This is a genomic window from Spiroplasma syrphidicola EA-1 (genome assembly GCF_000400955.1).
Lineage (GTDB): Bacteria > Bacillota_I > Bacilli_A > Mycoplasmatales > Mycoplasmataceae > Spiroplasma > Spiroplasma syrphidicola.
This window is the reverse complement of sequence record NC_021284.1, coordinates 1-24,799: the sequence shown is the minus strand read 5'-3', so window position 1 is coordinate 24,799 and position 24,799 is coordinate 1. Positions and strand designations below refer to the sequence as shown.

Sequence of the window (24,799 nt, the reverse complement as noted above, 5' to 3'; positions counted from 1 at the left end):
TTATTTACTTGTAAAGGTTACTGTAACACTTTTTTCAAAGAATTTTGATTTATCATACGCTGTTAAAGTAGCTTCATAGTTTTTATCTCCCGTTTTATTAATTGTCAAATAAACATCATTTAAAAACTCTGATAAATATTCTAAATTATTAATTAATGGTAAGTTTTTTGTAATAAACTTCATATATACCTGTAGCATTGTTGGTTGTGGAAGTTCTTCAAGATTTTTATCTTGCGTTGTTTCTAAATCAACAATTCCTTTTGATGGACCATCAAGTGGTTTTAAATTATATGTTAACGTTACTGTTCCATAGTATTCTTTTGCTGGATCATTAGTTTCTTCATTTCAATTTAGTTTTCCAGTATCGATTGTTATTGTATGATTAACTTTATTAATTTTAATCTTATCTGCAAGAGCTTCTTCATCAATTTGTTTATTTCAATTTTCAGGTGTTTGTTCTCCTAAAAAGAATTCCCCAAATTTATCAAGTTCCATAATAATATCAGTGTTTTTAAAAATTGTTGCAATTAAAATTGTCTTTGGCCGTGTATCATGAATATTACCTAAATCAGTTGTTCTTACTTTATCAGCAATATGGTTTGAAGTTTTTACTTGTTTTGCAATTGTAATCACATTATTTTCATCAGCAAATAATTTAACACTATACGTTCCATTTCGATAAAAATCAATTTTGGTATTAGTAATATCAACATCATTGCGAATTACTTCTTGGTGCAAATCATCAAAATTTCAATGTGATCCTGCAAAAATTCCTTTAATTTGTTTAAACATTAAATTCCATAAAGTTTGTTTGTCATTTTGAGCATTAACACTTGAAAAGTCTAATCCCTCAAAACCCTTAACTTCAAATGGAACCAATGGTGGATTTAAGGGAATATCATCTCAATTCCCCCCATTACTTTGACAAGCTACCGTTGAGGTTACTGACATTGTTGTCAAACTAACTGCTCCTAGTATTGTTAAAATTTTTTTCATTTCTCTAGCCCTCCTAATTGTCTTCCATAATTGCAATTAATGGCTTAATTTTATTCATATTAAATCAGCTAATTAAGTAAGCTAATAGATACAATCCTAACCCACTGCCAATTGCCACAATTGGAATTCAAAAGTTCAGAATTAATGGTAATGCTAGACCTATACTTGTTAAAATACTATTCCCAATTACCAATCCTAATCATCCAAAGCCAAATCCGGCAATTGTCATTATTATAATGACTGGAATATACATTCCAATTACTAACTTAGTAATATAACTATTTTTATATCCTAAGACTTTCATTGTTGCAATAATTGTTCGATTTTCGGCAATAATGACATTACTTGTTAAAATAATAATCATAAAGCTTAAAATAAACGAAATAACAATGATAAAGATTAAGATACTATTAACTGCCAAGATAATATCTGCTAAGATTTTTTTGGCTTCAGCGATTGGTAATAAATTAGCAAAAGCATTATTAGCATATGAAGGATAAGTAACATTATTATCACCTTCATTACGAGAACCACCATTTAGTCCATAAAAACTATAATCACCAAATGATTGAATCGTTGATAAGCCATACTCAACATCATCAATAGTTTTACTGTTTGATGTTTTATAATTAAAAATTGGATATTCATTATTGAATACTTTAATTCAATCGACTGCTAAATCACTATTATTAAAAGTTTTAACAAAATTATCTCATAATTCTGCTGGTTTTGTATCTTTATTATTAGCAATAAATTCTTCTAATTTTTGTAAAGCTGTTTTATAAGATTGACTTAAATTAAATACTGATGAATTTAAAATTGAATTAGATCATTCGTTCATAAATAAGCGTAGTAAGTAATTTCTTGTTTGGTCAAAACCTAATAATTCTTCTGCTTTTGTGTTATTAATTCAAGCTTTAGCTGCCCCATATTGATTTGTTACTCCAACAATTTTAAAACTTTGATTAATTGCATTACTTTTTAATAATAAATCACCGTTAACTACTTTTTGATTTAAAACTGTCGGTGTTGTTGAAGTTGGATCATTTATATCTAAAGTACTTTTTAGTATTTCATCATTTGCTTGCCCATTACCAATATATCTATTTTTATATTTATTTTCTTCATTAAATAACATTTTCCCCATTGTTCCACTAGCTTTACCATCATCGTAATTTCCAGTAACAGCGCTAGCATCTCAACTATTTAAAATATTATCGGCTTGGTATCCTTTATCATCATTATTTGTCAATAATTTTGTAATAGCGGCAAAATCAATTGTATCACCTGTTTTTAATCCTAATGTTCGTGACAATGTTTGATTAATAACTATTCCATCACTATTATTAAATAATAAGTCATTTAAATTACCTTTATCATTACTATTAATTAAGTTTTGGTTTTTAAAACTTTCAGCAATTCCATAAATTTTAAATTTAGTATTTTTTGTTGTTGCTTCTAACATTGTTCCTCGATCATCTGTTAATGGATTAAACGGAACAACTCCAAAACTTAAATTAAAGTTTTTTGTTGGATCATTAAAAGCTGTTTTAATTTTTGCTTGAATTGTTTGTGGAGCTTTTGTATAAACTCCTTGTGTAAAACATTGGTTAACATTATTTACAAAATATGAGTAAATTCAGTCAAATAAATAGAACATTGGTTTTTTAACACTGTTAATAAAACTTTCAGCATTCCCTGATTGTAATGGGATTAAAAATGAGTCAGCCAATGGTTTTTCAATCGCGGGTCGTAAGTGATTATCCTCTAAACTAATAATAGTTGGCTGTTCATTAAATTCCCGTGCAAAATCTTCTTGGGCAAAAAGATTCTCTTTTAAAATATCATTTAATTCAGGTTTTCCATTATATAAAGAAATTGCATTACCATTAAAATATGGTTCTCGTTTAATATCTAATGCCACTGTATTACGATATTTTCAATAAAATAAGCGGTATTGTTCTAATTCACGAACATGTTCTAATGCCTGTGTTGGTGACTCTAAAAAGTTCAAGACTGTTTTTTTACTTAAAGATTGCAGTCCATAATCTGCATAATCTTTCCATGTACTACGACAAATTGCATTTGAAATTGTTTCATTGTCTGTTCCTAAAACACTTAACTTATTACTTTTTAAGAATTCTTTTGAAATATTACGATATGCCAATGAACGCATTTCACTAGCATCATATGTTGGGGCATAATTTTCTGAGTTTATTGTCCCATTTTCAAAATCAGCTATATATTGATTTCCATTTTTTGTCATATTTGTTTTTTCTAACGCACTATCACTTGTCCGTCATGGTTGCTGAGTTGGATCATATGTTTTCATAAAAGTTGTTGGTAAATTATAAACTGGACTATTGTATTCTACTAACGTATTATAGTTATTTCCAGCATATGAGTAATCAATATTATTTGTTAACATAATTGGAATCATTAATGAACCAGTAATCATTGCCGTACTAATAATCATTGTTAAAGAAACTCCCGCCATTTTTCCCAACGAATTTGATAACTGGACAGCTTGGAATCTACTATCAAAAGTATTACGGAATGAAAACATTTTCTTAACTGCTCGTTTGATTCTTCCCGCTGAGAACGAATCTTCTTTTTTAATTAATTCTAATGGCGTTTTTTTGACCATCATTAATGTTGCACTAATGATTGTTACTAATAATAACATTGTAAAAATAATAACAACTGAAGTTACTAATGCTCATGGTGCAAAAGGAAAACCAGTATATGGTAAATTAAAGTATGAACCAAAAATTAATTTAACAAAGAATTGGGCTGAAATTCCAAGTAAATAACCCAAGGCTCCTCCCGCTAGGGCAATCATTAATGGATATGATAAGTAACTTCAGATAATATATCGGCGACGATATCCTAAAGCTCTTAATAAACCATTTTGGGGTCCTGTTGTTTCAATTTGGCGGCGTAAAACTAAAATTAAAACAAAGAACGAAATAATTAAAATTAAGGCAATTAAAATATATGAACCTGTAATAAAGCCATTTAGAGCAGTTGTAAAGTAAACTGTCCGATTGGCAAATTTATATGTTGTATCAGTTTTAAAAGTTAAGACTGGTTCACCTGATAATAATGTTTTTTCATAATACGATTTAAGACCAATTTTTTGGCTTGCTTGTGTATTCAAAAATTGATTTAATTCTTTTGATAAATTTTCTTTATCAGCTAATGAACCATTAGCATTAAATTTTCCTGCATAATAGATTTCACGGTCAAAATTACTTTCAGCCGCTAAAACTTGATCTGCTATCTTAAAGCTATCAACATCATATTCTTTCCCCTCAACAGTAATTTTTTCTTTTGATAACCCAAATAACTTTGGATTAACATAAGCAATTCCTTCATTTTTCATATTTGGAAATGGATGAGTTGAATCAATAATTGGTGTAATAAAATCAGCTGACTGGCCAAAACCAACTACCCGAAATCATGCTGTTGATGAATAATTACTATTTGGTAATCATTCATTAATATCTTTTCCAACAAATTGTGATAAATCGACTGGTTTTATTTCACTATCAGCAACTTTAATTGTTGTTCCATAAATATCTGCTTGTAAACGAATGATGTCATTAATTTTAATATTATTATTTTTCGCAAATTCAGGTGTTAAATATGTTCAGTGGTTTGTTTCTCCCCGAATTGATTCTAAATATTTAGCATATACATCTAATGGCATTCCTTCCGCCACAACAAATTTATCAACTGCTTGTTGTGGATTTAATGTTACTGCCTTAATAATCTTGTTATCTTTTAAATTAAATGTGCGAGCCTCAACTCGGTTGTATTTAAAATCTAACCCCATTTTCTTAATCTCTTCACTTTTTGCCAAGTAATCAACAATTGCATTTTGGCGTTTTTCTAAATCAGTAATTTGTAAAAATGGATCCTTTTCTCCTTGGATATATGATGTCTCAGAAAAATCAACAATAAAATCATGTTGGTTACTCATTTTTTCTGAAATAAAATTATTATAAACTTGTTCAACTCTTTGTTTTGAAACTTCAACAATTGTAAAAATTAAACTTGTTAAAAAAACTAAAACTATCAAACCAAAAAATTGAATTTTATTTTTTGTTGTATTTCTAAAATTATTTTTAAATAAAAGCTTAAACCCGCGCATTTCTTTTCCTCCTTGATATTAAAAACTATTACTAAAAAATAAGCAATGGTGGGCAAGTCTCCTTTTTAAATTGAACTATTTTTTCACTTTGGCGTAACTTATCAATTAATATTGATTGCTTAATAAAATTAATTCTTTGATTACCAAATAGTTGATATCATTTAATTTCAACGTCATTAATTTCTAAGATATCTTCTGTTTCAAAAATTAAGTTTAATGCAGTGGCAAAGTTATCATTAGCCCTGAAAAATAAAGCGTTTAAAAATTTATTATATACTTTAACAATAATTAAATTTGTAATAAAGATTAAAGTTAATACTAGGTAAAAAATATAATAAATTATTAACAAGCCCAAATATTCTTCAAAATGAACGAACATTAGCATTGTTTTAACTACAGCATTTAAATTAATAATAAAATTAATTTGAGCAAAAATTATTAGATTAAAAAACCCAATCATTATAATTAGTCAATTTGTTCGAATAATTTCAAACAAATATTTTTTATTTGCATGCTTTTTAAATTTTCTTAAAATATCTGATCAAAAAAATAGGAAAAATAATAAGACAATATCTGTAATAATTAAATATAAAAATTTAAAAATAAATGAAACTATTTGGAAAACTGTATTTGGCATTATTAAAATTAAGTAATTAAAACTAACATAACAAAAAAAGAAAAGCAAAAAAGTAGTAGTAAAACTAATATTAAATTTTCTAAAATTTATTTTCACTAAATTCACTCCTATTTTTTACAGTTTGTTCTTTTATTATAACACTAAAAAAGAAAAGCACAAAAAATGGCAATAAAAAAACAATAGTAATTTATTGCTTTTTTGTTAATTAATAAAAATTTTTAAGATTATGAAATCATTAATTTTTTAATATCATCACTACTAATTAAGTATTTTGTTCGACAAAAATCACAAACAATCTCAACTTCACTATTATTTTCTAACACTTCATTAATTTGCTCTTCGCCTAATAGTTTGACTGATTCTAAAGCTTTTTCAAATGAACAACTACAACTAAATTTAATTTCTTCTGGTTCATAAATTTTACATGCTGGATCAATTAAATGAAAAATGTTTTTTAAATCATCAGATTCAATTAATTTTTCGGTAATACTTCCTAAATTTTCAACTTTTCCTTCTAAATAGTCAATATCTTCTTCTTGGTGTTCAGGCAATAATTGTGCATATAAACCAACTGCTTTTTCAATTGTGTTATCTTTATTTAATTTAACCGAGCAAGCAATTAATGATTTAATTTGTTCACTTTGTACTAAGTAATAGGTAAAATCTAAGTTAATTTCTCCTGAAATTAATTTAATTTTGCCTGTAAATGGTTCTTTCATCCCCAAATCTTTAATAACTTGTAAATAACCTTTTGTTCCAACTACTTGTGAAATTACATCATGGTCACGATCAATCTCTTCTAAACTAAATTGCGGATTAGCACAAAAAGCCCTTACTTTATGGCCAGTATATTCAGCCATAATTGTCCCAATTGGACCCTTTCCGTTTAGAATCGAAGTAATTTTATCACTTTCTTCTTTCATATCACTACCAATTAAAATTGTTGCCATTGTTGTTCGCGCCAAGGCAATTGTTGCCAACGGATTTGTTTCATGTAATTTAATAATTTCATTTAACAAATTTGTTGCATCAGTAATGGTAATTTTTATATTATGGTCATTACTTAGACCTTTAACAATTTTATCCATTTTAAACTTCTCACTTTCTTACCTCTTCAATTATATTATAGATTTTACCTAAACGGAGAAAAAAACAAAAAAACCCTTTAAAGGGAATTGATTAAAATAAAAAAAGGAATTGATTATTCCTTTTTATCTTTTGGTGTTTCTTTTTCATCATCTTTTTTATCAGCTTTTTTTGAATCATCAACTTTTTTACGTTCTTTTGGTTTAATTTCTAAAATTTCCCCATTTGCTTCTTTTTCACGATTACGTTCATTACGTTGTTTTTCTTCTATTACTTCTTTTGGTAATTGGTGATTATTATTAATATACTCAATTTGTTCAGCAGTAATTGTTTCTAAGATACGTAAGCTTTCCGCAATTAAGTCTAATAATTCTTTGTTTTCTGAAATAATTGCTTTTGCTGTTACATAACAATCATCTAAGATTTTACGAACTTCACTATCAATTTTAGCAGCAATATCTTCTGAATAACGTTTAACACCACCATTATATTCATCTTTTGGTGACTCAAATTGGACTAACCCTAATGGACTCATTCCATATTCAGTTACCATATGACGAGCAATATTTGTTGCTTTTTCTAAGTCATCATGGGCCCCAGTTGTAATTTTTGTTTTTCCAAACATTAATTCTTCAGATGCTCGTCCTCCTAAATAACCAGTAATTGTTGCATATAAGTTTTCTTTACTATGGAACATTGTTTCTTCTTTTGGAGTCATAATTGTATATCCCCCAGCTTGTCCCCGTGGAATAATTGTTACTTTTTGGACCATACTTGCCGCTTCTAATTTAACCCCAATTAAGGCATGACCAGCTTCATGGTAAGAAACAATTTGTTTATCCATTACTGAATATTTACGTGACTCTTTTGCTGGTCCCCCAACTACTCGATCAATCGCTTCATCAATAATTTCAACTGAAATAATTTTAAGACCTTTACGAACACAAAGAATAGCCGCTTCATTTAAAACGTTTTCCAATTGTGCTCCTGAAAACCCTGGTGTTCTTTGGGCAATTCGACGGAAATCAATTTCCACTGAGATTGCTTTATTACGGGCATGTAATTTTAAAATAGCTTCACGTTCATTAATATCAGGTAATGAAATTTGAATTTGACGGTCAAATCGTCCTGGTCGTAATAACGCTGGGTCTAAAACATCTACTCGGTTAGTTGCCGCCATCACGATAACTCCGGTGTTTGTTCCAAATCCATCCATTTCAACTAATAATTGGTTTAAGGTTTGTTCATTTGCCCCACTACCTAGTGAAACAGTTCTTTTTCGTCCAACCGCATCAATTTCATCAATAAAGATAATACATGGTGCTGATTTTTTTGCCGCGCTAAACATTTCACGAATTCTTGAGGCTCCAACCCCAACAAACATTTCTTCAAATTCTGAACCAGAAATTGAGAAGAAAGGTACACCAGCTTCTCCGGCAACAGCTTTTGCTAATAATGTTTTCCCTGTTCCTGGAGGACCTTCCATTAGAACTCCTTTAGGGGCACGTGCTCCCATTGCTGAGTATTTTTGTGGATTTTTTAAGTAGTCAACAAGTTCAACAAGTTCTTCTTTTTCTTCGTTAATTCCAGCAACATCTGAAAATTTTACTGTTGATTGAATTTGACGGGCTTTATTTTTCCCCATTGAAAACGGACTTCCACCAGCCATTCCCCCTGACATTTTTGTCATTTTCATCATAAATCAAATTGTGACTCCGATTATTAATACTCATGGTAGGGTTTGAACTAATGCTTGTTGTCAGAATGGTACAAAATTACGGTCAACTGAATTAAAGCCACCTTGTAATCTTTTTCCTAGGTTAACAACTCAACGATTCATTGGCTGATTAGTTGTGGGATCAGTATAGTAAGTAAAACTGTTAAACCCAGTTAAACTTCATTCTGAAACATATCTAACTCGTTGGTCCCCTTCTAAAATCATTTCACCTTGAATTTGGACACTATTAGTTCCAGTTTTAGCTAAAACTGACATTTTTTTGACATTTTTATCATTATACTTAATGACTTTGTCTTTACCTTCACCTTCACCACCATCTACAACTGCCGCTAATTCGCTTTCACTAATGCGTGTTACATCTGATTTTGACCAAAGAACAATCATTAACACAAGTAATCCAATAAAAATTATTGTACTAATAATTGAAAACCACATTCTCTTTTTATTCATATATTCCCCTTCCACTACCATTTATTGGTAAATTAAACACACTATTTTAAAGACTTAAAATAACGGTTACTAAACTTCTTTTTTATTTTATCATAAAATATATTTTTTTGTCTTTTTCTAAATCACTATTATTAATAAATTCTTTTACTTTTTGCCAAACTTTTTGGTTAGCATAAACTAAATTATTGGCTTGATCTAAAATGTAATAGTCATAACGAGTAAAAAGATCAATTTTTTCATCAATAAATCAGCGGTTTAGTTTTTTATTTTTAATAATAACAGTTCGTAATTTTTCCACATCATTAGTTATTAATAATGGATATTGATTAGGGTTAATTTTAAAACTATATTTTTGTTCTGTTCCCTTGCTAATCTGATAATTTTTTCAGAATGTTTCTGTCCCATCATCATTAATAATAGTTGAAACAATCTCTAATTCTGTTTGCTTAATAATTTTTACTATTTGATAACTCTTTACAAAATAATACTCTTTATTAATTGCTACTATAATATTTGGTTTTTGGCTTTCTAATTCTTCTCTCAACTCAACTAAAAACTTTCGCTTTTTATTTGCAATTAAGAAAGCCAACCCGGCTTCTTTAAAATAATTAAATAAAATCATTTGTTTTAAATTAGGGTCTTTAATTGCTTGTCATGTTTTAATATTAATCGTTCCATCGTTTTCAAAAAAATATTTTGCTGTTAAATCTTTTAATTCATCATTTTTACTATTATAAGTTTGCATTTCCGCCAATAAATCCATAATATTTAAATCCTGAATTTCTTGGCGAATAATATTACGGTGATAAATTGCTAAAATATTAGTTGAATCAATCGCATAATTTATTTTATTATTACTCAAGTATTCTAAAATAAATTTTCGTGAAACATCTAACATAATTCTTTTAATTGTTAATTGGTCTTGTAGGATTTTTGAAAAATAGGTACTTTCTACACTTAAACCATAATATTCAACCATTCCATTGCGCTGTTTTTGTAATAAGAATGTTTCAATATTATCAGTTAAGTTATGAGCAATTAAAACGGCACAACAATCATATTGTCGTGCTACTTCGAGAAAAAAATCATAGCGTAAGTAGCGCGCAAGTGCTTGAAAATTATGGGATAATTTTTGATACTGCCCATAATCTGCTGGGGTAACAGTTTTAACAACTAGTTTAATTTTTCGAGTTTGACAATATTGTTCAACAATTTGTTGATCATAATAACTATCTTCGCGTTTTTGATAATTAACAAAACAAACAATAAAATTATTGATATTTAGATCATTATTATTGTAGATATTGTCTAAGAGAAAAATACTGTCTGGTCCTCCTGACACAGCAATAATATATTTACTATCATTCTTTAATAGATCATAACGCATCATCTTATCTCTCCTATTTTGAAAATCATTTTTGAACTTGTGAACTATATTCGCCATTTTCATCATGGACAATAATTGGTTCTTCTACTTTTAATCCTGGAGCACCACAAAAAGTTGCTTCAATTAAAACATTAGCCGCCTCGCTATTATAAAAAGGGTGAATAAACTGTAAACGTTTAACAGCAAAATTATGTTTAGTTAATAAAGCAAAAATTTCTGTTAAACGATTAACACGATGAACCATTGCAAAATAACCTTTATTTTTAATAATTTTTGGTAAACTAGCAATTAAGTCTGCCAATGTTAAATGGGTTTCATGACGAGCAGGAATTAATAATGCACTTTTTTCATTTAGTTTATAATCCCCAACTTTAAAAAAGGGAGGATTACAAAGAACTAAATCAAATTTATTGTCTGACTCAACTTTAATATATTCTTTAATATCAGCATGCACAATTGCAATTTGCTCTGTTCTATTATTTAAGATAACATTCTCTTCGGCCAACATTATTGCATCCTTTTGAATTTCCACCCCAGTAATATGAGCTGTTGTTTGCGTTGATAAAATTAACGGAATAGCGGCATTATTTGTTCCAATATCTAAAATATTTTTTACCTTATTATTAATTGTGGCAAAACGAGCTAACAAAACTGTGTCAATTGAAAAATTAAACATATCTTTACGCTGATATATTTTTAAATTTTCATAATTTAATAAATCATTTAACATTTTCATTAAGCCACCTCATTATAAAAATCAATCATCGCTTTTTCTAGAACTAATTCTTTATTTAAGTTATCTGTTAATAAATTACCCATCGCAAAACAAATTTCAATTAATTTGTTTTTTTTACTTTCTAACCTCATAATCAATTGTTGGCTGCTAAGATGATATTCTTGCCATGCGCTATTTTTAATAACATTACCAATCAAAAAGAGAATTTCTTGATTATCAAGATTACTATATCCAAATAATTCACGAACTAAAATAAAAATATTTTCTTTATTGTTTTCTAAACTATTAAAAAAGTTGATAACAAATTCTTTTTTAAAATCTTCAATTGTTTGCTTTGCCATAACATTATTCAAGATTAAATTTAAGCAACGTGATTTAATTGTGTCCAATACTTTATTTTTATTTTTTGTTAATAAAATCGCATATGTTGTTTCTGATGGCTCCTCTAAAAATTTTAGTAGGGAATTAGCAGCTTCTGGGGTCATTAATTCAGCTCCACGAATAATGTAAATCTTTTTCCCATTTGCCTCTAAAGCTGAATATTGAAAACTAGCAATAATTTCTTGAATTTCATCTTTTTTAATTGCACTTAAATAATCTCCACAAACTTTTAAATCATAAAAAGTATTATTATTAATTCTTTGACAATTATTACATGAACAATTAAGTTCTAGATTGTTTTGACATACTAAAAAGCGTGCCAGCAAATTGGCAAACTGATTTAATTTATCAATATCATTATTAATAATTAATAGTTGATTAGGAAAAGAATTACTTTTAACTTGCGCTTTTAAAAAATTAATTTTTTTAAAATCTTGTTCAGTAAACAGGTTATCCATTTTTTTGGGCCTTAATTTTATCAATTGCATTATAGACATAATAATATACTTGTTCTAACACTTCGTTAATTGTTTTATCAGCATCAATCACTTTAATTCGTTCTGAATGCTCGCTGATTAAAACTTGATAACCTTCATATACTTTTTCATGAAATGTACTTTTTTCTAAATCTAAACGATTCATTTCATCTTCTGAACGTTCTTGCATTCGATTTAATGCAACTTTTGGTTCAATGTCAAAGAAAAGTGTTAAATCTGGTTTTGTTGTCCCTAATACCATTGATTGAATTTCATCTAACGTTCTAATTCCTAATCCTCTTGCATAGCCTTGATAAGCTGAAGTTGAATCCATAAAACGGTCGCAAATAACAATTGCCCCTTCTTTTAAGGCTGGTAAAATGTCTTGAGAAACATGTTGGCAACGAGCCGCAATATATAATAAAGCTTCTGTTCATGGATCCATTTTTTCATTTTTCTTACTTAAAATAATTTCCCGAATTTGTTCAGCAATCTCGTCTCCTCCTGGTTCACGAGTTAGGACAACATTATAACCCTCTGATCGTAGTTTTTCGCGTAATAATTTGGCAATTGTTGTCTTTCCTGAACCATCAATTCCTTCTAAAGTTATAAATAGCATATTTCCACTCCTTAAATTTCTTTTCGTCCTTCTAAAGCTTGTTTTAATGTAATTTCATCAACATAGTCTAATGAACCCCCAATTGGAATTCCGCGTGCTAAGCGTGAAATTTTAACATCATTATGCCCTAAGATTTTTTTCAAATACTGGGCAGTTATTTCTCCCTCAAAAGTCGCGCTTACTGCAATAATGACTTCTTTAATTATTTTATCATTCATTCGTTTTTCTAGCGCAGAAAAAGTTATTTTCTCTGGTGTAATACCATTTTTAATATTAATTTCATAATTCAAAACATGATATACACCATTAAAAATTTTTGCTTTTTCAAAAGTTAAAACATCAGAAAGATTTGTCACAATACATAATTTACTTTGATCACGACTAGGATTTTGGCAAAATAAACAATTCCCTTTTTCTGTTAGAGCAAAACAAATTGGACATTGATAATAATTTGTGGCTATTTCTTGTAAAATATTTTGTAATTCAAAATTTTGGTTTTGATTAACAACTAATTTATTAAAAACTTTTTCTGCATTCTTTTTACCAATTCCTAAATGACTTTTTAATTTTTGAATTAATTCTTCATAATTCATTTTTTCACCCTAAATTTTAATCGATAATTTTAATATTATCAAAAATTTGTTTTCCTGTTTCAATAGCTTCTTTGTGACTTTCATAGTCATCAATTTGTTTAATTAATAAATTTTGGTAAAACTCTTCCACATCAACTAACGTTACTGTTGGTAATTTATTTGCTTGTCGCAATTTTAAATAATCTCCCTTGATGTTTGATCATTCATTTTCGCTTAAAGCAATAATAACAAAATCAGAATCAAAGTATTCAAATAATTTATTTCTAAATTCTCAGTCACTCATTTCATGGCTAATTCAATTTGCTTCTGGTTTTGTACTTGTAACAATAATTAATCCTTGGTCAGATCCTGCAGCATATTTAACACCATAGAAACTAATTAATTTTTCAAAGTTAATTTTTTTATCTTTTGTTTTAATTAATTCATTAAAGAAAGTTTCAAATTTTTGTCGGTTTTCTTTATTGGCAGCTACTAAAATATTTAAAATTTGATTAACTGAATAATTAATATCAGTTAAACTATAAATATTAATTCGTTTCTTAATATCATCACGATACTTATCAAGATTTGTTATCCCAACAATATTATTTTCAAAACCACTATTTGTTTGATTCAATTCTGCATTTCTAATATTGTTTTCATTTTCACTAGTTGAGATTTCTGGTTGAACATTTTCGTCATTGGCAAAAAACTGGTCAGGATCTGCTGGAGCAATAAAACTATTTTCAAATAATCCTTCCATTGGAATATCATCTTGTTCTATTTTAACATTATTTCTGTTTTCACTTTCTTGTTGTTCTGTTGTGAACAATTCATTCTGAACAGGTCCTTGGTTCTGGTTAATAGTATTATCGGAATATATTTCTATGTTTTCATTATTTTCTGGATATATATTTTGTTCTTTAATTTCTGGTTGCTCCATTTTAACATCTTTAATTCCATCTGACAGAACTAACTCTGTCAAATCTTTCTTATTATTTTCAAAAAAAGATAAAGCTTTTAGTAAGATTAATTCAAAATATAGTTCCTGTGATTTTGCTAATTTCATTTTATTCAAATTATCTGTTAATAGATCAATTAAGTTTACTAGCTCTTGTGAAGTTAGTTTATTAGCAAAAATTTCAGCTTCATTTTTTGATAAGGTTGTTAAAAAGTTAAGATTATTTGTTTGTTTAAATTCAAAAATTTCTTTTAAAATATCTAGTAGGGAAATTGATAATAATTCAAAATCTGTTCCAGCAAAATAAAGTTTCTTGCTAGTTTCTAAAACTTCATTCGCATTATTTTCAAAAATATTTTTTAAAATGGCTAATTTATTTTGTTTTGACACTGTTGCAAAAATAGTATTAACTGCCTCTAATGTAACATTGCGGTTTGAAAACATTACAACTTGTTCTAAAATACTCAATGAGTCTCTAGCACTACCATCTGATAATAAAGCAATTTCTTTAATTGCTAATTCTTCAAATTTAATTTGTTCACGATTTAAAATATTAATTAAATTATGTTCTAACTCATTTTTTGATATTTTTCGAAAATTATATTGCTGACAACGAGAAATAATTGTTGCTGGAATCTTATGACTTTCAGTTGTTGCTAAAATAAAAATAACATGTTTTGGTGGTTCTTCTAGTGTTTTTAATAGCGCATTAAAAGCGGAATTAGTTAGCATATGAATTTCATCGATAATATAAACTTTGTATTTCGCTTTTGTTGGTGATAACTGAACGTTATTTCGAATTTCTCTAATTTCATCAACCCCGTTATTTGAAGCTGCATCAATTTCTAAAACATCAACAGCAAGACCTTGATTCATTTCAAGACAGTTACTACAGTTATTACAAGCTGCTCCATTTGCCAAATTTTCACAATTAATACTTTTTGCAAAAATTTTTGCAATTGATGTTTTTCCTGTTCCCCGTGGTCCAGAAAATAAGTAAGCATGTGAAAAGGAATTATTACTAATTGCATTTTGTAATGCAACCTTAATTTCTGTTTGTCCTATTACACGATCAAAGCCATTAGGACGATATTTTCGATATAATGCTATGTAATTCATTTTATTCCCTCCAAATAGTAATTAATTAAGATAATTAAATCTAGTTCTATTTTACTATTTTAAAACCTAAATTGTTATCTTAGTTTAAGAAAAAAACCTTGCATAATGTTTTTTAAATCATTCTTTTCTTTATTATCATTAATTTTATGTATTGTCATTTTCGATAAGTCAAAGGTGTGGTTGGATTTTACAAATCCAAATTTTTCATTTTCTAAATAGTAATTAATTTTTTTAATCCCTGCATTTATAATCGCTCCCAAGCACATCATACAAGGCTCAACTGTTATTCAAATTGTACAATCCTGTAATTTTGAAGCTTTTATTTTTTTGCAAGCTTGATTAATTGCATAAATCTCAGCATGAGATGTTACAATATTTTTATTTGTTTTATTTTGCCCAATCCCGATAATTTCACCCTTTTTATTGCTAACAATCGCAGCGATTGGGACTGAATCTTTCTTTGCGGCATTTCTTACTAAACTATAAAGTTTTTGAAAAATCTCTTCTTTATTATTCATTTTTTCCACCTTTTGCTATAAAAAATGCCAATACACATAGTCCTTAGTCTTATGGCTGCTACCTTCCGGTCCTGACCAGTTTCAAATGTAACTATTGTAATGGCATTAATCATTATATCAATAATATCTAAAAAAGCAAACTTTTTAATGGTAAAAAACAGTTCTTTTTTTGTTTCACGTGAAACATTTTTAGTTGTTCCCTTAATAGTTTTATTTAAATTTATTTTTGTTTCACGTGAAACAAAAATAAAAAGCGTTTTAAACGCTCTTACTTAATTTCTTTTTCACCCTGCATATATGGTTGTAAAATTTCAGGAATGTTAACAGTTCCATCTTCATTTTGGAAATTTTCCAAAATTGCTGCGATTACTCGATCAATTGCCAATCCTGAACCATTTAAGGTGTGAACATATTTAATTTTTTCATCTTTATCACGGTAACGTAATTTCATTCTACGAGCTTGGAAATCAGTACAATTTGAACATGATGAAACTTCACGATATTTATTTTGGCCAGGCATTCATAATTCAATATCATATGTTTTTGCCGATGAAAATCCCATGTCCCCTGTACATAAAACAATTACACGATATGGGATTTTTAATAGTTGCAGAATATTCTCGACATCAAGAACCATTTTTTCTAACTCATTAAATGATTCTTCTTGTTTAACAAATTTAACTAATTCAACTTTTTTAAACTGATGTAATCGAATAATCCCTTTTGTATCTTTCCCAGCTGATCCAGCTTCTTGACGAAAACATGGTGTATAAGCACAATGATAAATTGGTAATTGTTCTTCTTTTAAAATTTCTTCTCGATATAAATTAGTTACTGGTACTTCTGCTGTTGGCACTAAATATAGATTATCTTTTTCAATATAATAAGCATCATCAGCAAACTTAGGTAAGTTTCCAGTTCCATACATAATTTGAGGTTGAACTAAAATTGGTGGTTCAATTTCAACATAATTTCTTTTATGATGTTGGTCTAACATTAAATTCATTAGGGCTCTTTCTAATCTTGCCCCCATTCCTTTGTAAACAACAAATCGGGCTCCTGACAATTTAACTCCACGCTCAAAGTCAATAATATTTAATTGACTGGCAATTTTATCATGTTCTTTTGTTTCAAATGAATGTTTTGTTGGTTCTCCTCACCGACGAATTTCGACATTATCCTCTTCATCTTTTCCAACCGGAACACTTTGATCAGGAAGATTAGGAACTACTTCAATAATTTTTAAAATACTATTTTCAATTAATTCTAATTTAGTTTCAATTGTTTCAATATCTTTTTTTTCACTATTAACAAGTTTTTTTAATTCTTCAGCTTGCGTTAAATCTTTTTGCGCAATTAGTTCCCCAATTTTTTTTGAATTAATATTACGCTTTTCTTTTAATTTTTCTAAATCATTAATTAAAGTTTTCCGTTCTTCACTTAATGCTACTATTTCTCGTAAATTATCAAAGCTATTATTTCTTGTATTTAAACGTTTGATTACTTCCTCAATATCTGTAGCCACAACTTTTTGATCTAACATATCTATTCTCCTTTTAAATCATTGATTCTTAGTAATTCAACTACTTCAATTTTATCATCTTTATTTAACTTAATTAATTTAACTCCTGATGTTGTTCGGCCAAATGTTGGAATTTGTGATAATGGCAGACGAATAATATTACCTTGTTTTGTTGCAATAATTATCTCTTCATCATCTTTCACAAAATTAACAAATGTTAATTTTCCTGTTTTATCTGTTAAGTTCATAGACTTAACACCTTTACCTCCACGGCCAGTTGCTCGATATTCAGAAATTAAAGTTTTTTTAGCAAACCCATTTTCTGTCACTGATAAAACATACTCTTCTGCAGCTAATCGAGATGAAATACTAATTGTTTCACCTTCATCATTTATAATACCTTTTACACCAATTGATTGTCTACTCATTGGACGAATTTCTTTTTCATTAAAACGAATTACTTTACCATCATCATTTGCAATAATAATATCACAATTATCATCACTAACAATAACATCAACTAGTTCATCACCATCTTTTAATTCAATGGCCACTTTTCCTGATTGGCGAATTTGACTAAATTCTGATAGTTTAGTTTTTTTAATTAATCCTTTTTTTGTCACAAAAAATAAATTACTATCTTGGGAGATACTTTCATTAATTGTTAATATTGTTCTAATTTGTTCTTTTTTGTCAATTGCAATTAAATTAATAATTGGTAACCCTCGTGCTTGACGTGAATAACTTTCAACTTGGTATGCCCGTAATTTATAAACTTTTCCTGAATTAGAAAAGAAAAATAACGAATCAATACTATTAGCTAAAACAATTTTATTAATACTATCATCAACATTATTTGCCGTTCCAATAATTCCTTTACCACCACGATTTTGAGTTTTAAAAGTATCTTCTGTAACACGCTTAATATAACCATCTTTTGTCAATAAGATTAAAATACTTTCTTGTTTAATTAATTCTTCTGGATCAATCTCTGTTAATTCTTCTTGAATGATTTGGCTTCGACGTTGATCCCCATATTTACTCTTAATTTCTTCTAATTCTTTAATCATGATTTCAATTTGATAATCACTATTATTGATAATTTTTTCTAACTCTAGAATTTCCGTTTTAATTGCGGCAATTTCAATAATAATTTTTTCAATTTCCAATCCTGTTAATCGTTGTAAACGCATTTCTAAAATGGCTTTAGCTTGTTCAACAGCCAATTTAAATGCTTTCACTAAACCATCATTAGCTTCTTGTGTTGTTGGGGATTGTTTAATAATTTTAATTACTTCATCAATATGGTCTAACGCAATTTTTAATCCTTCTAAAATTAATAAGCGATTCTGACATTTTTTTAAATCGTACTGACTTCTTTTGATAATAATATTAATTTGATGTTCAATAAAATAATTAAGGATTTGTTTAATTCCCATTATTTTTGGTTGATTTTTTGACAGCGCTAAAATATTTAACGAATAATTTGTCTGTAATGGCGTCATTTTATATAACTTATTTAAAATAAATGTCTCTTGGACATCACGTTTTAATTCAATAACAATTCTAACCCCTTCACGGTTTGATTCATCACGTAAATCAGCAATTCCTGCAATTGTTTTCTCTTTAATTAAATCAGCAATTTTTTCAACTAACTTTGCCTTATTAACTTGATAAGGAATCTCTGAAATAATAATTTTTTTCTTATTATTATTTTCTTCAATACTTACTTTTGAACGAATTGTAATTGTCCCATTCCCTGTTTCATATGCTTTTAATAAACTTGTTCCTGTTGTAATTAAAGCTCCCGTTGGGAAATCTGGACCACGAATAATTTTTGTTAATTGTGCTGTTGTAATATCTTTATTTTTTGTAATTGCAATAACACCATCAATTACTTCCCCTAAATTATGAGGTGGAATATTAGTTGCCATTCCAACCGCAATTCCACTTGCCCCATTCACTAATAGGTTTGGAAAATATCCTGGTAAAAAAGTTGGTTCTTGTTCACTACCATCATAATTATCTGCAAAAATTACTGTTTCTTTTTCAATGTCTTTAATTAATTCTCCAGCAATTTTACTCATCCGTGCTTCAGTATAACGCATTGCGGCTGGAGCATCACCATCCATTGAACCAAAATTTCCATGTCCATCAATTAACGGATAACGATATGAAAAATCTTGAGCCATTCTTACCATTGCTTCATAAACAGCAGTGTCACCATGAGGGTGATATTTCCCAATTACTTCCCCCACAATCCGCGCTGATTTTTTATGTTGCTTATCATATGTCATATTTAGATCTCACATCGCATAAATAATTCGACGATGAACAGGTTTTAACCCATCGCGAACATCTGGAATTGCCCGTGAAACAATAACTGACATGGCATAATCTAAAAAGCCTGTTTTCATCTCATCAGAAATATCAACATCTTTTATTTTCCCATTATAATCATAGTTATTATCTTCTGGATTCATTTTCTTTTCTCCTTATCTTTAAATATCTAAATTTTTAACATATTTGGCATTTTCTTTAATAAATTTTTTACGTGGTTCAACATTTTCACCCATTAATTCTGTACAAATTAAATTAGCATCAAAAGCATCATTGACTGAAACTTTTAACAATACCCGGTTAGTTGGATCCATTGTTGTTTCTCATAATTGTTCAGGATTCATTTCTCCTAATCCTTTGTAACGTTGAATTGTAAAATTATTTATTTTTTTAGTTTTTAATTCTTCTTTATATTCTCCCAATTCAAAATCTGAGTAAGCATATTTGACATTATTACCATTTTGGATTTTATATAATGGTGGTTGAGCAATATAGACATTGCCATTCTCAATCAAATCTTTCATATAACGATAAAAGAATGTTAATAATAAAATCCGAATATGGGAACCATCAACATCAGCATCGGTCATAATAATTACTTTATGATAACGCAATTTTTTACCATTAAATTCTTCTTTAATTCCAGCACCTAAAGCTGTAATAATTGAATTAATTTCATTATTTTCAAATACTTTTAATTGACTAGCTTTTTCAACATTTAAAATTTTTCCCTTTAGGGGTAAAATCGCTTGAAACTTACGATCACGTCCAGCTTTAGCACTACCACCCGCTGAATTTCCCTCAACAATATATAATTCAGCAATTTCAGCATTTTTTGTCTCACAATCTGATAATTTCCCTGGTAATGAAAAACTCTCCATTGCATTTTTACGACGGGTTGATTCTTTTGCTCGTTGTGCCGCAATCCGTGCTTTTAACGATAAGGCAATTTTTTCAAAAATATTTTTACTATCTTCAGGATTTTCTAATAGAAAACTTGCTAAACCTTTTCCAACAATATTAGAAACTATTTTTTTAACTTCACTATTACCTAACTTTGTTTTTGTTTGTCCTTCATACTGTGGATCAGGGTGACGAACAGAAATAATAACCGTTAAACCTTCTTTAATATCATCTCACGTATATTTTTCCTCATTGCTATTTTTATTACCCTTATTATTATTTTTAATATAATTATTTAATTCACGAACTAACGCTAGTTTTGTTCCCTCTTCATGAGTTCCCCCTTCATGGGTATTGATATTATTACAAAAGGAAAAAAAGTTTTCCGTATAACTATCATTATATTGTAAACCAAATTCAACCATAATGTTTTCTTCAGTTCCTTCAACATAAAAAATATCATTTAGAGGTAAACCAATTGTTTTATTTAATTCTGAAACATAATCTTTAATCCCATTTTTAAAATTATATTCAACAAAAGTATTTTCTTCATCGCGATGATCTAATAAGGAAATATGTAACCCTTTATTTAAAAAAGCTAATTGTTTAATTCGTTTTTCAATTGTTGAAAAATTAAAAATTGTTGTTTCTTTAAAAATTTCAGAATCAGGTTTAAAAGTTACAATTGTTCCCTGTTCATTTGTTGTTCCGACTTTTTGAATTGGTGATAAGATTTTTCCTCCATTGTGGAATTCCATTAAATACTTTTCACCTTCACGATTAACTTCAACTTTTAAATATTTACTTAAGGCATTAACAACACTAGCTCCAACTCCATGTAACCCCCCAGAAATTTTATATGTATCAGAATCAAATTTTCCCCCAGCATGTAAAACTGTAAAAACTGTTTCTAACGTTGAAACTTTTGTTTTACTATGAATACCAGTTGGAATTCCTCGACCATTATCTTTTACTGTAATTGATTCATCCTCATTAATAATAATTTCGATTTTATTACAATAACCAGCTAACGCTTCATCAATTGAATTATCAATAATTTCCCAAACTAAATGATGTAAACCACGAACATTAGTTGCCCCAATATACATCCCTGGACGTTTACGAACAGCTTCTAATCCTTCTAAAACTTGAATTGAATTGGAATTATAAGTTTCTTTCATTTTAATCCTCATTTCTTGCTAATCAAATTTTACCATATTAGACGATTTAAGTGCCAAATTATGCCAAGAATAAATCATTTTTAATTTTTTTTATTTTGATTTTTTTATTGCTTATTTTCAATAAAACAAACTAATAAAAGAAAAAAATAGTTATCTTGAAAAATAACTATTTTAAATATTTTCTTTTATTATTTTTATTAACTTAATATGAACGGATTGGTAATACTAATTGTTGTAATGAGTCATCTTCTTGGGACACTATAATTAGTGGTTTTGCTTCATCAATCATTTTAATTGTTACTTCTTTTGTTTTAAAAGCTTTTAAAGCATCTAAAATATATTTTGAGTTAAAGGAAATAATTTGATCACTTCCTTCAATTTTATAATCTTGAATTTCTTCTTCAGTATTTCCAATTTCTTGTGTAAATGAAGTAATTTTAACTTTTTGATTATCAATTTTTAAAGTTACAATTGTTGTCATTGCTTCATTTGATAAAACACTTGCCCGTTCAATAATTTTAATTAATTCCCGGTTATTAACTGTTAATGAAGTATTAAAACTATCTGGAATAACCTTTGTTGTATCAGGATATTTCCCTTCAATAATTTTTGATTGAATAATTGTATTATTTAATAAAACACTAACTGATTTTTCATTGATTTTCATAATAATGTCATCAGTATCATTAATTAATTTACCAATTTCATTAATAAATTTTCCTGGAATAATAACATCAAATTCATTTGAATTATGATAGGCAATTTTTTTAGATGATAATCGGAAAGAATCAGTTGCGGTAATAATTAATTCTTGTTTTGCTAAATCCGTTTTTAAATTAAGACCATTAAAAACAATTCTTTTTTCTTTTTCCCCAATTGCAAAACTTGTTTGTGAAATAATTTCTTTTAATAAACTACTTGTAAAAGTAATTTCTTTTCCTTTGGTTTCAAATGCTAAATGAGGATAATCTGATGCTGTTAAAGTATTTAAAACTGAATCAAAGTTATGAGCTTTAATTTTAATAAGTGATCCTTCAACAGCTTCTAATGTAATAAATTCATCTTCAATTTTTCGGATAACTTCAATAATGAATTTGTTTTTAATTAAGATATTACCAATTGATTTAATAACTAAATTATTGCCAACTAAGATTTCTGATTTAATTGAAGTATCACCATCAGATGTAGTAAATGTTACTTTATCTTTCTTTACTTCAATTAAAATTCCTAATAAGGAAGGAATTAATGTTTTTTGTGAAATAATTCTACTTACTTTTAATAACTCTTCTAAAATACTTTCACGTTTAATATTAATAATCATTACTTATACCTCTCTTACAACCATATATAACCATTATATCCTAATATATATTAAATTTTATTTATTTAAATTATTATTATTAGTTTGTTGAAACTGTGGATAACTTTTAATATCTAAATATTAATAAGGTTATTTAACTAATAAAAACTAGTGGATAAAAATGTGATTATTTCCCTTCAATTTTTTTACGAATTGAATTAACAAAATATTTAAATTCTTTATTTGTTGCAATTTGATTTTCGACTTTTTTAACACTATTCATGACAGTTGTATGATCTTTACCCCCAAATTCAGCCCCAATTCTGGTAAAAGGATCATCTAATAAAGTTCGGCAAAAATACATTGCTAACTGACGGGCTTGCATAACGTTGCTAACTCTTGTTTTACTCATCATTGCTTTGATAGTAATATTATAGTTATCAGCAATTACTTGCTTAATTTTTTTAGAAGTTATTTTTTCATTATTTTGTAAAGGAGCATCTTTAAATGATTTTTCAACATCTTTTAAAGTAATAATTTCATCGGGTTTTTTATTCATTACCGCAAAGAATAAAAGCCGTTTAATGGCCCCTTCTAATTTTCTAACATCACTGTTAAAGTTTAGGGCAATAAATTCTAATGCTTCTTCGGAAAATAATGACAAGTTCCGTTGTTGTTTTAATTTCTGTTCTAAGATTTTTAAAGCCGTTTCAAAATCCGGTGAATCTAGACCAATACTTAAACCATAGGAAAAACGGGAAATAATGCGGGCTTCAAAACCTCCTAAATCATCAGGATATTTATCAGAAGTAATAACAATTTGTTTATTTTTTTCAATATATGAATTAAAAATGTAGAAAAAAATCTCATTTGTTTTATTTCGTTTTGCTAATAGCTGAATATCATCAATCATTAAACAATCATATTGATCATAAGATGTTTTAAAAGCCTCAATTACTTGGTGACCTTGGTTTAAAATATCCATTGCAATTTTTCCAAATTCATCAGCTCGTAAATATTTTACCTTTAGCTCTCCATCATAAAATTCTTCAACTTTATTTTTAATTGCGTATAATAAGTGGGTTTTCCCCAACCCTGAATCCCCATAAATAAATAAGGGGTTTCATTTATTTCCTAAATCCTGGGCAACAGCTAAAGCTGCTTGCAAAGCCTCTTGGTTTGAATCGCCACTAACAAAGTTTTCAAAAGTATAATTTTCGTAGTAAATTGTTTTTTGGGCATTATTTAAAGTATCAACATTATTTGCAACAATTGGATTTTTATTAATATTTTGTTCTAATTCAAACGAAGTATGATATTCAATTCCAGTTAGGGATTTTAAAATTTGAGTTATTTTATCTTTTAAACCTGCTTCAAATACCCCAATTGCAATTTCTGATTTAGTTGTAATTAAACAGTTATTATCTGATACAGTATATAAGTTTGTATCACTAATATAGTAGTTATATATTTCTGGGGGGATTGATTCATCTCGCGCCAAAATTTCTTTTACTTCTGTTCACAATTCTTTTGTGTTCATTACTTTTTCACTCCATTTTTTCTAATTCTTATTATAAAGAAAGATGTGGAAAAGTCGCAAAAGTTATTTTTAATTTGCAAAAAATTTAGGTTTTCCACAAAACTTTAATTTATGAAAAAATAAAAAACCCCTAATTTATTTGATTTTAATTAGTTTTCCACATAATTAACAAATTTTGTTT

At 27.9% G+C, this 24,799-nt stretch carries 17 protein-coding genes and 1 other RNA gene; all 18 read right to left on the bottom strand.

From position 1 onward, the window contains the following. Nucleotides 1–996, bottom strand: a complete 996-nt coding sequence (locus tag SSYRP_RS00085; protein ID WP_016340275.1) for a lipoprotein — start codon at nt 994–996, stop codon at nt 1–3. A gap of 13 nt (nt 997–1,009) precedes the next feature. Continuing rightward, nucleotides 1,010–5,152, bottom strand: a complete 4,143-nt coding sequence (locus SSYRP_RS00080) for an ABC transporter permease (RefSeq protein WP_016340274.1) — start codon at nt 5,150–5,152, stop codon at nt 1,010–1,012. A 31-nt stretch (nt 5,153–5,183) separates the two neighbouring features. Further along, nucleotides 5,184–5,885 carry a hypothetical protein gene (locus SSYRP_RS00075; protein ID WP_016340273.1) on the bottom strand — a complete coding sequence of 234 codons (702 nt, stop codon included), beginning with the start codon at nt 5,883–5,885 and terminating at the stop codon, nt 5,184–5,186. Nucleotides 5,886–6,013: 128 nt separating this feature from the next. After that, the gene (locus tag SSYRP_RS00070; RefSeq protein ID WP_016340272.1) at nt 6,014–6,877 is read right to left on the bottom strand and encodes an Hsp33 family molecular chaperone HslO; all 864 of its coding nucleotides are present in this window, start codon (nt 6,875–6,877) and stop codon (nt 6,014–6,016) included. 113 nt (nt 6,878–6,990) lie between these two features. Then, the gene (gene ftsH / locus SSYRP_RS00065; RefSeq protein WP_016340271.1) at nt 6,991–9,063 is read right to left on the bottom strand and encodes an ATP-dependent zinc metalloprotease FtsH; all 2,073 of its coding nucleotides are present in this window, start codon (nt 9,061–9,063) and stop codon (nt 6,991–6,993) included. An 82-nt stretch (nt 9,064–9,145) separates the two neighbouring features. Next, entirely contained in the window at nt 9,146–10,453 is a 1,308-nt protein-coding gene (gene tilS, locus SSYRP_RS00060) for a tRNA lysidine(34) synthetase TilS (RefSeq protein WP_201763890.1), read from the bottom strand. Nucleotides 10,454–10,463: 10 nt separating this feature from the next. After that, a complete protein-coding gene (locus SSYRP_RS00055; RefSeq protein WP_041614410.1) occupies nt 10,464–11,186 on the bottom strand; it encodes a tRNA1(Val) (adenine(37)-N6)-methyltransferase in 723 nt (240 codons plus the stop codon). Then, the gene (locus SSYRP_RS00050) at nt 11,186–12,025 is read right to left on the bottom strand and encodes a DNA polymerase III subunit delta' (protein ID WP_016340268.1); all 840 of its coding nucleotides are present in this window, start codon (nt 12,023–12,025) and stop codon (nt 11,186–11,188) included. Before SSYRP_RS00050 ends, SSYRP_RS00055 begins: the two co-directional genes overlap by 1 nt. After that, nucleotides 12,018–12,662: a dTMP kinase gene (gene tmk / locus SSYRP_RS00045; RefSeq protein ID WP_016340267.1), complete on the bottom strand. Its 645-nt coding sequence runs from the start codon at nt 12,660–12,662 to the stop codon at nt 12,018–12,020. Before tmk ends, SSYRP_RS00050 begins: the two co-directional genes overlap by 8 nt. A gap of 11 nt (nt 12,663–12,673) precedes the next feature. Next, complete coding sequence (recR, locus tag SSYRP_RS00040) at nt 12,674–13,255, bottom strand: recombination mediator RecR (protein WP_016340266.1); 582 nt, start codon at nt 13,253–13,255, stop codon at nt 12,674–12,676. Nucleotides 13,256–13,271: 16 nt separating this feature from the next. Continuing rightward, the gene (gene dnaX, locus SSYRP_RS00035; RefSeq protein ID WP_016340265.1) at nt 13,272–15,314 is read right to left on the bottom strand and encodes a DNA polymerase III subunit gamma/tau; all 2,043 of its coding nucleotides are present in this window, start codon (nt 15,312–15,314) and stop codon (nt 13,272–13,274) included. A 74-nt stretch (nt 15,315–15,388) separates the two neighbouring features. After that, nucleotides 15,389–15,832 carry a deaminase gene (locus tag SSYRP_RS00030; protein ID WP_016340264.1) on the bottom strand — a complete coding sequence of 148 codons (444 nt, stop codon included), beginning with the start codon at nt 15,830–15,832 and terminating at the stop codon, nt 15,389–15,391. A 16-nt stretch (nt 15,833–15,848) separates the two neighbouring features. Then, nucleotides 15,849–15,943: signal recognition particle sRNA small type (gene ffs / locus SSYRP_RS05175), an RNA gene on the bottom strand. Between the two features lie 157 nt (nt 15,944–16,100). Continuing rightward, complete coding sequence (serS, locus tag SSYRP_RS00025) at nt 16,101–17,375, bottom strand: serine--tRNA ligase (protein WP_016340263.1); 1,275 nt, start codon at nt 17,373–17,375, stop codon at nt 16,101–16,103. Nucleotides 17,376–17,377: 2 nt separating this feature from the next. Next, nucleotides 17,378–19,837, bottom strand: a complete 2,460-nt coding sequence (gyrA, locus tag SSYRP_RS00020; protein WP_016340262.1) for a DNA gyrase subunit A — start codon at nt 19,835–19,837, stop codon at nt 17,378–17,380. Between the two features lie 18 nt (nt 19,838–19,855). Beyond that, complete coding sequence (gene gyrB, locus SSYRP_RS00015; RefSeq protein ID WP_016340261.1) at nt 19,856–21,778, bottom strand: DNA topoisomerase (ATP-hydrolyzing) subunit B; 1,923 nt, start codon at nt 21,776–21,778, stop codon at nt 19,856–19,858. 202 nt (nt 21,779–21,980) lie between these two features. After that, on the bottom strand, nt 21,981–23,099 hold the full coding sequence (gene dnaN / locus SSYRP_RS00010; protein WP_016340260.1) for a DNA polymerase III subunit beta: 1,119 nt from the start codon (nt 23,097–23,099) through the stop codon (nt 21,981–21,983). 166 nt (nt 23,100–23,265) lie between these two features. Beyond that, the gene (dnaA, locus tag SSYRP_RS00005; RefSeq protein WP_016340259.1) at nt 23,266–24,618 is read right to left on the bottom strand and encodes a chromosomal replication initiator protein DnaA; all 1,353 of its coding nucleotides are present in this window, start codon (nt 24,616–24,618) and stop codon (nt 23,266–23,268) included. Nucleotides 24,619–24,799: the final 181 nt, after the last annotated feature.